This is a genomic window from Jutongia hominis, from assembly GCF_014384965.1.
Lineage (GTDB): Bacteria > Bacillota > Clostridia > Lachnospirales > Lachnospiraceae > Butyribacter > Butyribacter hominis.
This window is the reverse complement of the sequence record NZ_JACRSW010000030.1, coordinates 135311-148011: the sequence shown is the minus strand read 5'-3', so window position 1 is coordinate 148011 and position 12701 is coordinate 135311. Positions and strand designations below refer to the sequence as shown.

General features: G+C 34.9%; 10 protein-coding genes. 3 read left to right on the top strand and 7 right to left on the bottom strand.

Annotated features, from left to right (window positions below; genetic code table 11):
* Nucleotides 1-6 precede the first annotated feature (6 nt).
* On the bottom strand, nucleotides 7-759 hold the full coding sequence (locus H8700_RS07985; protein WP_249304935.1) for a GTP pyrophosphokinase: 753 nt from the start codon (nucleotides 757-759) through the stop codon (nucleotides 7-9).
* A 35-nt stretch (nucleotides 760-794) separates the two neighbouring features.
* The gene (locus H8700_RS07980) at nucleotides 795-1811 is read right to left on the bottom strand and encodes a glycosyltransferase family 2 protein (protein WP_249304934.1); all 1017 of its coding nucleotides are present in this window, start codon (nucleotides 1809-1811) and stop codon (nucleotides 795-797) included.
* Nucleotides 1812-2158: 347 nt separating this feature from the next.
* On the opposite strand from H8700_RS07980, the gene cdd reads away from it, so the two are divergent.
* Both cdd and H8700_RS07970 read left to right on the top strand, forming a co-directional pair.
* The gene (gene cdd, locus H8700_RS07975) at nucleotides 2159-2575 is read left to right on the top strand and encodes a cytidine deaminase (protein WP_249304933.1); all 417 of its coding nucleotides are present in this window, start codon (nucleotides 2159-2161) and stop codon (nucleotides 2573-2575) included.
* Between the two features lie 204 nt (nucleotides 2576-2779).
* The gene (locus tag H8700_RS07970) at nucleotides 2780-4102 is read left to right on the top strand and encodes a thymidine phosphorylase (RefSeq protein WP_249304932.1); all 1323 of its coding nucleotides are present in this window, start codon (nucleotides 2780-2782) and stop codon (nucleotides 4100-4102) included.
* On the opposite strand, the gene H8700_RS07965 is transcribed toward H8700_RS07970, so the two are convergent.
* The 4 genes from H8700_RS07965 to H8700_RS07950 form a co-directional block, all read right to left on the bottom strand.
* The gene (locus H8700_RS07965) at nucleotides 4089-6164 is read right to left on the bottom strand and encodes a carboxypeptidase-like regulatory domain-containing protein (protein ID WP_249304931.1); all 2076 of its coding nucleotides are present in this window, start codon (nucleotides 6162-6164) and stop codon (nucleotides 4089-4091) included. The two genes, H8700_RS07970 and H8700_RS07965, sit on opposite strands and share 14 nt — an antisense overlap.
* A 172-nt stretch (nucleotides 6165-6336) precedes the next feature.
* Nucleotides 6337-7140 (bottom strand): leucine-rich repeat domain-containing protein, encoded by an 804-nt coding sequence (locus H8700_RS12585; RefSeq protein ID WP_408610852.1) that lies wholly within the window; start codon nucleotides 7138-7140, stop codon nucleotides 6337-6339.
* Nucleotides 7141-7374: 234 nt separating this feature from the next.
* Nucleotides 7375-8364: a hypothetical protein gene (locus tag H8700_RS07955; protein WP_249304929.1), complete on the bottom strand. Its 990-nt coding sequence runs from the start codon at nucleotides 8362-8364 to the stop codon at nucleotides 7375-7377.
* Between the two features lie 291 nt (nucleotides 8365-8655).
* A complete protein-coding gene (locus H8700_RS07950) occupies nucleotides 8656-11175 on the bottom strand; it encodes a hypothetical protein (protein ID WP_249304928.1) in 2520 nt (839 codons plus the stop codon).
* Nucleotides 11176-11307: 132 nt separating this feature from the next.
* Between H8700_RS07950 and H8700_RS07945 the strand changes: the two genes are divergently transcribed.
* Nucleotides 11308-11688 (top strand): hypothetical protein, encoded by a 381-nt coding sequence (locus H8700_RS07945; RefSeq protein ID WP_249304927.1) that lies wholly within the window; start codon nucleotides 11308-11310, stop codon nucleotides 11686-11688.
* Nucleotides 11689-11803: 115 nt separating this feature from the next.
* Here the strand turns inward: H8700_RS07945 and rsmI are convergent, their stop codons facing one another.
* A complete protein-coding gene (rsmI, locus tag H8700_RS07940) occupies nucleotides 11804-12655 on the bottom strand; it encodes a 16S rRNA (cytidine(1402)-2'-O)-methyltransferase (protein ID WP_022142668.1) in 852 nt (283 codons plus the stop codon).
* Between the last annotated feature and the right edge of the window lie 46 nt (nucleotides 12656-12701).

The window sequence follows — 12701 nt, the reverse complement described above, 5'->3', positions numbered from 1 at the left end:
TATTTCTTAAGAATTTGCCTCGTTATTGTGCAATGAGCCAAATAATGGTTTCAAAGTATCCGGAATCTTATTATCATTAGAAGATTCTCCTTCAGATGTAGCGGCTGCCATAGCAGAACCGCCATTAAAATCATCGTGATAATTTTTGACATTTTCATTAATTGATAGCATTTTCTGATCTAAAAATGAAATGATCTTTGCACATTCTCGAAGTTCATCGCGAATTCCATCGGGAGCTTTTCCTTCAAATTTATAATAAATTTTATGCTCAAGACTTGCCCAAAAATCCATGGCAATTGTACGGATCTGAATTTCCACTTTTGTATCAATTACATCATTTGACAAGAAAATAGGGATCGACACGATCATGTGGTAACTCATATATCCGTTTGGTTTTGGATTGGCAATATAATCTTTGACTTTTAACACAGTAACATCATCCTGCTTAGCAATGGCGTCTGCGATGCGATAAATATCAGAAGTAAAAGAGCAGATAATACGCACTCCGGCTACGTCATTAATATATTTTAGTATATTTTCTACTGTTAATTCTTTGCCCTTGATCCGAATTTTGCGGGCAATGCTTGATGCGGATTTTATACGGGATGTTATATGCTCGATTGGGTTGTATTGGTGTGCCAGTTTAAATTCGTTGTTTAGAATTTCAAGTTTTGTGCTAATTTCTTTTAATACAGCATCATAAAGAAGTAAGGCACGATTCCATTCTTCTTCCTCATCATAATATAGTAATTCACCCATTTTTTTCCTCCTTGTAGTAGTTCATAAATCTACAATCAATTAAATCCATAAATGCGGTTAAACAGATGGTATCCTTTTACAACAATTGATTTTCCGAATTTTGTTTTAAATTGCAATGGAAGTCCAAGTTTTTGTAAACTGATTGTTTTGTATGCAGCAGGATTTGTTGTTTTTAAATAATCCCAAAGGGCATCTCTTTTAGCAATGTTTGTGGCAGAACCCTCATTGACTAATAACGCAGAACTTACAATCATCATAATAGAAAGATATTGCAACATATAGCTTTTTAATTTTTTGCTTGGAATTTCCATACTGTCATATGCATTAATCATTATTTTTGTAATTTTAATCTGCTGATCAATACGACCGGTCATGACTTTTTCATTGACCGATTGGTCTTCACGTCCAATATAATAGCGGTAAAGATCCACATTCAGATAATACATCTTTTTTACATATGGTAAAGGACAAAAAGCAAAAATATTATCAACATAGAATGTATGCTCCGGTAATTCCAGCTTGGATTCTTTTAAAATACTTGTCTTGTACATAATAGAATGCATAAGCAGATTTTGTGTTATTTTAAAATGTTTTACATCATCCCAGCCAAAGAATTTATTGACTGGAAATGCACTGCGGTAATTGACTGTCTTTTGTTTGTTCAGACTAGGTTTTTCATAAACGTAATTGCTTATGATCATATCAAGCGGTATTGATTCATTTACAATATAATGAATAAAATGTAATATTTTTTTTAAGCTGGCTTCGTCAAACCAGTCATCACTGTCTAATACTTTGAAGAACAATCCGGTTGCATTTTGAATACCGGTATTGACAGCCGATCCATGTCCTCCGTTTTCTTTGTGAATCGCTCGTACAATCGTAGGAAATTTCTGTTCATATTCCTGTGCGATTGATAAAGTGTTGTCAGATGAACCATCATCTACGATTAATATTTCTATATCTTCACCACCGACTAATACACTTTCTATCGCATGGCGCATATATTCCTGAGAATTGTAACTCGGAATCGTTACCGTTAATAATTTCATAGCTATCTCCATTTCTGTTATTTGTATCAAGACAAATAACGGCTTAAATTAATATATTACATTTTATTATATCAAATCCGGCTTTTTTTTTCATCTTTGAAATGAATATAAAAAAATAAGATATTCATTCTTATAATCAATATATCACATTTTTGTGAAAATTATTTATTCATATGTGTATTATAATATGATTTTGCATTTCAGAAAAGGTTTAAAGGCTAAATAATTCCTTTCAGAAAACTTAATATTGCTTTTATCATGATATGAGTGGTGTTATACTGATAATAATAAAAAGTATGAAATGATTTGTTATAAAAAGAATTTGACCGGAAAGGAGTGCGGTTAGTATGAATACAATAAAAGATACGATTCAATTCGCAATGAATGCTAGAAAAAAGGCATACACACCATATTCTCATTTTAAAGTCGGAGCTTGTCTGGTTGCAAAAAACGGGCAGATTTTTACAGGATGCAATATAGAAAATGCCGGATATTCGTCAACGAATTGTGCGGAAAGAACGGCATTTTTTAAAGCAGTTAGTGAAGGAGTGCAAGAGTTTGACAGTATTACGATCATCGGTGGTAGTGAGAAAAAAGGAATACAGGATTTTTGTCCACCTTGCGGTGTCTGCTTACAGGTTATGATGGAATTTTGTGATCCGGAAAAATTTCAAATTATTTTAGCAAAATCAAATGAAGAATATCAGATTTATACATTAAAAGATCTGCTTCCGCATGGATTTGGACGAGCAAATCTTTCTTGAAATTTTATCAGACGTTTTAGGAAAAGTTAGAAAGATCGAATAGGGAGTATAAAATTTATACATTAAAAGATCTGCTTTCACATGGGGTTGGACGAGTGAATCTTTCTTGAAATTTTGTCAGATGTTTAAAAAAAATCGGAAAGCTCAATGAAAGAATTTAGATCATTTGCAATACGATCTGATTACATAGGGAGGAAAATGCATATGAGAATGTATGATATTATAGATAAAAAGAAAAGAGGACAGGAACTTACAGAGCAGGAGATACAATATGTTATCGAAGGTTATGTAAAAGAAGAGATTCCGGATTATCAGGTAGCAGCGTGGCTGATGGCAATTTTCTTTCATGGTTTAAGTGATCATGAACTTGTAAAAATGACAGAGTATATGGCAAAATCGGGTGATATGGTGGATCTTTCTAAAATACAGGGGATCAAAGTGGATAAGCATAGCACCGGTGGTGTTGGTGATAAAACAACATTGGTGATCGCACCGATTGTTGCTGCCTGTGGTGGTAAAGTTGCAAAAATGAGTGGAAGAGGTCTTGGATTTACCGGTGGCACAATAGATAAATTAGAATCCATTCCGGGATTTCGGACGGCAATTGATGATAAAGAATTTTATGACATTGTTAATCGTACCGGACTTGCTGTTATTGGGCAATCCGGCGAAATCGCACCGGCAGATAAGAAACTTTATGCTTTGCGTGATGTAACAGCTACTGTGGATAGTATTCCCTTGATCGCAACTTCTATTATGAGTAAAAAGCTTGCGGCTGGAAGTGATAAGATTTTACTCGATGTTACGGTTGGAAGTGGTGCTTTTATGAAGTCGAAAAAAGATGCGATCATACTTGCTCAAAAAATGGTTGCGATCGGTGAAGGTGCCGGAAGAGAAACGAAAGCAATTCTGACAAATATGGATGTACCGTTAGGTATCGCTGTGGGAAATGAGATAGAAGTTGTTGAAGCAATACAGACATTACAGGGGAAAGGTCCAAAAGATTTTCAGGAAATTTGCGAAGTTTTTGCTGCTAATATGCTGATGCTTGCAAAAATTGCAAATGAAAAAGAAGCACATGAAAGAGTAAAAGAAGTGATCGCAAACGGAAGTGCATTGCAAAAATTTGCCGAAATGGTAAAAACGCAGGGTGGAGATCCAGAATATATCTATCATGCGGACAAGTTTGAACCGGCTAAGTATCATCAGGATTTTATTGCACCGCAGGATGGCTGGGTTGTCAAAATGGATACGGAAATATGTGGAAAAACCGCTGTTGTACTGGGTGCCGGAAGAGAAACAAAGGATAGTGCGATTGATCCAAAAGCCGGAATTTATTTTTACAAAAAAACAGGTGATAAAGTAAAAGCCGGAGAGACAGTTGCAACATTATGTGCATCGGACAAAGAAAAACTTAAAGGAGGAGTGGAATACCTGAAAAATGGCTATTTCTTTGGGGATCAGCAGGTAGATCCAATGAAAAATATCATAGCAGAAGTTACAAAAGACAGTGTTATTGATAACTAGGCTGGTTTGTTTTTAATGATGAATGATTTAGGTAGATATCAGTGATCAAACCGGATTTTTTATAAATGAAAGTACGTGGTGCATTTGAGGATTTTGATACGGACATGGACGCAAATGCACCATTTCTTTTATATGAAATGGAAATACAAGGAAATGTTGTCTGTGACTGTGTGATTTCTTTTTGAGATAATACAAAAGAATCATTCTCAAGCAGGTAAAGGGATTGTTCATAAAAATCATTTGGAACTTTTTCCTGGAACGAAGAAGTATTGCTATTTTGACAGTATATTTTTAGCATGTATTTTGTTAGAGGATTCTGATAGTCGAAAGGAGTTGTATTTTCTAATGTTGTATGAAAAATATAATAAGAAGATGCAAATGCAGAATTCTTTTTTGGAAGCAGAAGATATTCTTCGTTTTGATAAAGGGGAGCTAACCAAAGTTCTGTATGCTGAAAGCCTGATGCAGCCAGAAAAAAGGGCATAGAATGAAGCGTAGTCTGGTAAAAATAGTTGTGATTCTTTTTTTGATACAGGTCAAAAGAAGCTTGTAATGAAGTAGAAGTATATTCTGCAAAATTCAGACTAAGTGCTTTTTGTGCTTTTTGCAAAATAATCGTATCAGCATATGCTTTACCACGCAAAACAGATACAGGCAGAACAGAAGATAATGCTTTTGCTGTGTGTGTCTGGTTATATAATGTAAACTGAATGAAATAAGTGCCATCCGGCAAAAATAGTTTCTTTATATCAAGACCGGATAGAAGATTTTCAGATATGTCAGATACATGCCATTCATTTGTATAAAACGGAGTATGCTTTAAAGATGTATAAATAGAACAGGAAACAAAATCTGTTGGCAATAATGTGATATCTTTTGTTTGTAATGTAATATGCTGTAATGACAAAGTCTGGCAGTCAGACAGATGGAGTGAAAAGTATAGATGATCTGTCATAAAGTCAGAAAAGCGAAAAGAAAATTGCATTGTCTGGGAACAAGGGGGTTGAACAGAGGAAGATAAATCCTGTACAAAAATTGTGTATTCTTTATCATGATTAAGAAGATCTTTTGTAATCAAAAAATGATTCTTGCTTTTGGGTTGATATTTTTTTTGTACCGATACTCTAGTTGTGTTTGACGGATCAGAACGTTCTATGACAGAATACTCGTCGTTACAAAATGTATCTGTATTACTAAAAAGCAATTGTCCTAAAGAATCTGTTTTTCCTGAGAAAAGAATAGTAGAAGTCCCTTTTTGCACAATATAGACAGTGGTATTGGAAAGAGACTGATCCTGTTTGTTTTTGATTTCAAATTCAATAGAATGATTGTTTGCCTGACAGGATGCTCTCTTTTTTGATAAAGTAAAATTTTCGCATAATATACCTTTAGAAAGTTTGTTTTTGAGTTTTCTGCTTTGCGAAAGATATCCGCTTTTGGAGACAGAGATAGTATGTGGTTTTGAATTTGTTATATCTGCTGTAATCTTATAATATCCGTGTGAATCTGTCCGGACTGTTATCTTTTTATTTTTTTCTTTCAAGATAACAGTGGCTTTTGCTAACGGTTTTCCAATATCGTTGACAATAAATCCGGCTATTGTATTAGATGGAATGCGTTCGTGATAAGACAGAATGTTTCTTTTTGAAAAAAGAGAACTTTTGACAATATATTTTCCGTTTTTGGAACGATTGGAAGGGCATAATTTCTTCTGATCTTTTTTTATGATTGTATAGGTAATCTTTTTGCCATTAGAAGATAAAGATGCAAACTTTGCCCGATAAATTTGTTTTTTCTTCCCTCTTTTTGATAAAGTCAGTGTTGAACGGATGACTTCTTTTTTTCGCATAATACGTTTGCTTTTTAATGTGATCGTATGATTCCATGGATTGATCGTTTGGTTATAAGAGAAAAGAGAAGAGGAATATAAAGAATGCTTAGCAGAGTGATTGGTTGTTTTAACTGCTGCACAAGCTTTTGTCGCAGGGCCAAGGCACAATTGCACAGTGAAAAAGAATGCAAAGATGGTAATTGATAAAATCAGAAATGATATTTTTTTCATATAAATCCTTCTTTCTAAAAATAAATGTTATAATAACTCCAAAATCCAAGCAAGCGACAGCAAAGCCGGCATTTGCTTTTCGAGCGAATTAACGAACGAATTATTCTGCATAGCAGAAAGTAAGGATCTGCAAGAGCGTTTTTGTGAGTTCAAAGTACAAATCATAAGATTACTAATAAAAGATAGTACACAGTGGCAATTTTTTCTGCAAATAAGAAATCTCTTTCCTGCTGCATCCTGTGTTTTGCAAAAGTAAAAATTGAAGTTTTGTCAGAGAAGAAAGACAATGTATTTTCGTTATTTTTGGATTATCGGAAAGATCAAGTATTGTCAGATCAGACAATGCTTGCAATGCACCAATATCCTGTAATTTGTTATCTGACAATACCAAAATGGACAAATTCTGACAAGCAGAAAGCGATTGTATGGATGTGATTTTATTTGTGTTCAAATAAAGTTCCTTTACATTGGAAAGAGGTGCTATTTCTTTGCATGATGTTATTTGATTATACGAAGCTGCAAGGATTGTAATATCTTGATTCTGCTTTAGTTTTCTTTTTAATGAAACATTCGTTAGTCCTTGTTTTTGTAAATCCAAAAAATTGCCTGGAACGGTAGCAGGGAAACCGGCAGCAGGAGAATTGTCAGGCGGAGAAACTATTATTGAAGAGGGAGAACTGGCCAGGAAAACATTGGTCTGATTTGATAAGGCACTACCGGTAGCTGTCTTTTTTTTGTTTTGGCTGCCGGAAAAAGCAGAAATGATCGAATGTTTTGCGATTGCGGTATTTGCATTTTTTTTGCGCAAGGCATCATGTATAGAATATAGAAAAAGACAACTGCAAAAAAGGAATGCTACATAGGGAAGATATTTCGAATGCAAAAAGGCATTTCTTTTTGGCTGTTCTTTAGGCAGCAATTCTATAAAGGAAGGAGATAAAAGTATTAACAGACCATTTTCGTGTAATAATAGCATATCCGGATGATTAGATTGCATTTTCTTTGCTTGTCTTAATAATGGATAGGAAAAAGAATATATTTGCAGGACATAATCTTCTGCATCCGATTTAGAACGGATTTGTAAGACTAATTCTGATGACTGGGTGGAAATGATGTGTTCAACGGTATATTGTTCTGCCAGTTTGGAAGAAAAAGCAGACAAATCCAACGATTGGGTTGTTAAAGTTTTTGCCACAATAGGTCTCCTTTCTTAGATAACGCGCACTATCATGCATGCTGTATGGTTCTTTTTAGTATCTTTGCAATACAAAATAGAAATGCCGGTTGATCTTGCGTAGATTTTTCCGTTTTTATAAAGAGCAACAGAAGGTTCTGTTACATAGAAAGAAATGGATGATATGTTCGTTTCATTTTTTGTAAGATCAAAATCAGGTTTGTAAACATTATTTACACGTAAAATCAAAAAATGTGGATTTAGATTAGCATTTCCATGGGTAAATGTGGATAACTTTCGAGAAGAAGAATTTTTTTTGATTTTAGTTTTATCGGAAGGCTTTTTAGAAGAAAAAGAGTTTTTTGATTTTGAACTATTGATATTGTTGTTAGAAATACTTTGGTTATCTGATTTCGAACGATTGGAAGCAGTTACAGAAAACGTGTTCTTCTTTTTTTTCTGTGAATTCAAATCATTTTTAGAAGAAATATTTTTATTATTCTTTAGTTGATTTGAATCACTTTTATTCGGTTTTTTATTTTTACTTTTTGAAAAAACTTTTATGCAGAGCGATATTTTTTTTTTCTGATAATTTGCGATTTGCAAAAAACAGCCATCCACAGAATCAAAGGTTTCTTTGGGCAGCAAAGTATAGTTGTGTTTTTCTTTTTTTACGGAGAAGTTAAGAGATTGTCCTGTCTGCGAATAGAGTTTTAGTGAGAGAGAACCGGAAGCCTGAATAGAAATACCAATAGCTTGTTTTTTAGCCGGAGCAATATAATAATATTCTTTTTCATTTGTGGAAAGTGTTTTTTTTTGGCTTATATTTATGGGCAGATCATAAGCTGTAGAAAAGGTATTGTGCCTTTGAGAGATAGCTATGGTATGTGCACTGGCTTTATAGATAGAATGGGAAGAATATCCGGAAAAAGATTCAGTGAAAAAAGATAAATAGACTATCAAGAGAAAGACGATAAAAAGAAACGCACCAGACAACAGTAATAGATATGAATATAATTTTTGCATAAATCTCCTTTCAATTTGTTTCTGTTTAAGGTGAGAATAGTGTACAAAAAATAATAAAGAATTACTATGGCAAAATTGGTAGAAAATGAGATTGAAAAAACAGCATTTTGCCAAAAGAGTACAGAAAAGAGAGTTTACGTTTGGCATAATCATGAAAATAACTTTTAAAATTTGAGCATTTTGACATATCAACAATCCCCCTAAATACTTTTATTCAGAAGTATTTAGGGGGACATAAGCCTGACTTTTTTTCTTTTACCTACAGTGTAAGGATAATCTTACAAAGCTCTTTTAATCCGAAATATAACTTACAAACTTATAACCGGCATTCTTAAACATATTTTCTGCGACATGAATTGATACGGTTTTTGATTTTCTTGTCTGTGGATCCATCCAGCTTACGGTAGAAGAAGTATAAGCTGTGATCAGTACAGCATGGTTAGAATCCAACATTCCGATCACAGGGCATTCACGGCTTACAAAGTAAAGGACATCATCCAGAGAACAGCCGGCAAGACTGACCGGATACTCCAAATGCTTTTGCAACATTGACAAAATAGATTTGCCGGAAAGCTCGGAGGTTGTTGTTGTTACCTGTGCAGCCTGTAAAAGCATCTGTGTACAGGCTTTTATGCTGGATGAAGTATCACTTGGATAACTGATCGTTGACAATTTCTTGCTGATAAATTTTCCACCACGTTCCCATACAATATGTGATTTGTTATCAATGACAGTTCCCATTTCCTTATAAGCCTCGGAAATCGCCTTTGCAGCACTCGTATAGGACTTTGTGATCGTTCCGTTAGCGCATACATAATATTTGATTGATGTAGAGATATCTTTGTTTGAAAAATGAAGTGTTGTATTATCCGTAACCATTACATTTTTCGTAGAAGAAATCTCAGGCATCCGTTCCATTACATAACCTGCAGGAAGAGAAATATACTTTTCTGTCAGCATTTTATTCGTGAGTCGCGTTGTCAGTCCGATCGATGTCTTTTCCTCTGCCATCTGGTTCATGATCGTATCCGATGTAGCGGAACGGAAATGACCATTTACTTTCTTACTTCGTTTCAAATGAATAACATTGCCATCGACAGAAGCACTTTCCACATAGCGGTTTTTGCTTTGGTAATCACGCAGGATATTTCCCTTGCAATCGGATATTTTAAGAATGTATGCCGGTTTTACAACGTCGCCGGTGGAATCTTCATAAATATCGGAATTGCGTACAAATCCATATACAATATTAGCATCGATCGTTCCAAGCACAACGACACTCTCATTATCCGGTGACTGGATCGTCAATTCTTTTGAAGTATTCAGATCAAGAATTGTGATCTGGTTGACAAAACCGTTTTTGTCGGTAGTGGACCATACAAAACATTTTGCGGCTTTCAACATGGAAAAATGATCTCTTGTTGCATTTTCAGTCAGGATCGTGTAACGCTTAGAAGAAATATTATAAGCATAAACAATGTCGTTTAATGAGAAATAGAAGATGTTTTTGGTGTTGACATAGTTAAATGTACCAAGATCCTGGTTAAGCTGCTGGAAGCTTGTTTCAAGCGGTATATAGACTCTTTCTGTGATCTGGTTTGTCTTTGCATCGTAATCATATAAAAGGATTCCCACTCTGCCCTCATAATCACCACAGTTCATATAACCATAGACCATAAAACTCATCGTTCCGTCTTTTTCCAGGTTTAATATCTGAATATCATGCTGATCATATTCATCACGAAGATAATCTTTTTTATTTTTAGCATAACTAAAGACACAATTTAATTTCTTTTTACTAAGATCATAATACCAAAGACTTCCATTGCGTACAAAAGCCATTTTCTTGTCTTTATCGGCAGTTGTGATATTCAGATCATCTGCGTTAGATATGCCGATCTTAAGTTCACTTTTCTTAACAGAAATCAGATCAGGATCAAAGAGCGATTCCATTGTACGGTTAAAGTTTAAAAGATAAATCCGGTTACCTGAGAAACGGACACGGTAATTTTCTTTCACATGATATGTTTCGAAATTATCACCGGAGCCGATCTGTACAAAATAGTCCTGATAAATGGCAGCTGTTTCGATATTGATTTCTTTGATCGTTGGTACGATCGTTGTAATGATTGTTGGTTTTAGATTGTTCCACTGAATCATTTTTTTGCTGGAATGAATATCTACATTAGCAAGAGTAGCATCCTCATTGGTTGTCGCTTCCAGATAGGATGAAATGTTAAATCCTGATTGCGGATCTAATGTTGCATTATGAAAAGAAGAAACAAAATCCAGTTTTTGCTGCAAAAAGAAATCGTTTGTGTAGTATTTGATACGTGTATAAAAATGAATTTTCTTGCTGACATTTGTTGTTAAAGTGATTTGCATATCATATTCCGTACTGGTATCAAGTGCCTGATTCAGCGTAATCTTCGAGGTCAGATATTTTCCATCAGAATCAAAACTCATATAGGAATTTGTTTCTAAAACTTTGTGATTTGCAATATCGCGAAGTTCATAAGTAATCTTTTTGATCTTTGATTCATTTTGCTGTATTTTTACGGAAAATGTTTTGCTGTTGTCTAAAGGAGTGATCGATTCACGGATCTTTCCGATTGGCATTTCACTGCTGTAGCCATGCAACGTATTGATCGTATAGTTTCCATCCTGAAGATACATGATCGGAAAAGTAGAATCCTGTAAGCTTGATGCGGTTGTCGAAGTGATCGACACGGATGGAATGCTTTGTCCGAAGAAAAAAAGCGAACAGAAAAACAAGAAAAATAAAGCAACAAATTTATATAAATGTTTCATAAGAACCTCCAAAAATAATCTAATTTATAGTATAGTTTGTTTTCAAAAAAAAGACAATGTATAGCAAGAACCTTTTTTGGGAAAAAACATAAAATATTCTAAGAAACCAGACAGGAAGCAGGGAATGGCAATATGGAAAATAAAAAATATGAGAAAGGGATTTCAATGACATTTCCATTAGAATTGACGGAAATCAAAATGAAACATATCGCAAAAGATAACCGGTACTTATGCCCATATGAGGTAAAAGAGCTTCAAAGGGCAATCGAAGATGCTTGTGATCATATGGAATATGATGGAAGTCTAATGTATGATGCCTATCCTGATAAAGTCAGTGTGGAGCTTTTGGCTTCCCGAATCGCTAAAAAGAGCAAATGCAAAAGACAATCTGAGATCAGTAATCGTTTCTATCAAGTGTTGATCCAGACAATGCTTTGTAATGAAATGTCATATCGAAGAGAAAGAAGAAGCTGTCATAAAAGAAATATGGGAAAACCATGTGATTACCGGTAAAAAAATCCGGATAGATTCAAATGAATTTATCCGGGAGTTTGATATTTTTATATAAAATTTTCTGATCGATTCCATTAATATAAATCTGTTATTTGAGATAAGGTTTTCAAATAACTTAGTTCTCTTTTTGCTCCAGCAATGCCTGATATACATCTCTTTTGGAGATGCCGCGGTCCTGAGCGACTTTTTTCATTGCAGTTTTTTTATCCATGTTTTGGGCTAGATATCGTTCCATATGTTCCGGAAGCGAAATTGCTTCCCAGGAAGCCTGTGCCTGACTGTCAAGCTCTTTTTGAGATATCCCTTCAAGTACAAGGACATATTCGCCTTTGGGGGCGTTTTGTGAATAGTAGTCGATTGCTGTTTCTAAAGTAAATTGCTGTATCGTTTCATGTAATTTTGTCAGTTCACGGCATAAGGTGATCTTTCTGTCACCAAGAGCATTATATAATTCTAAAAGTGTGGCTTTTAAATGATGTGGTGCTTCATAGATCACAGTCGTGCGTGTTTCTGTTGTCAGGCTTTCTAAGATCGTACGCCTTTCCTTTTTGTCGTGTGGCAGAAAGGCTTCAAAAGCGAAGCGTCTGGTTGAAAGCCCGGATAGGATCAAAGCTGTGACACAGGCACAGGCACCCGGAACCGAGGTGACAGTAATACCTGCTTCTAATGCCTGGCGGACAAGTTCTTCACCGGGATCGGAAATGCCCGGCGTGCCGGCATCCGTTACGACAGCAACATTAGTACCATCCAGAATCTTTTGAACCAGATATGCTGCTTTCTCTATTTTGTTGTATTCATGGTAGCTTGTCATTGGTGTTTTGATTTCAAAATGATTCAGAAGTCTGATCGTATTACGTGTATCTTCTGCTGCGATCAGATCAACTTCCTTTAATGTGCGGATTGCGCGAAATGTCATATCTTCGAGATTTCCAATCGGAGTTGCACATAAATATAAAGTTCCAGCCATTGTTTTCCTCGTTTCTATGTTAATGTAATCTCAAAATTTTTTGTTC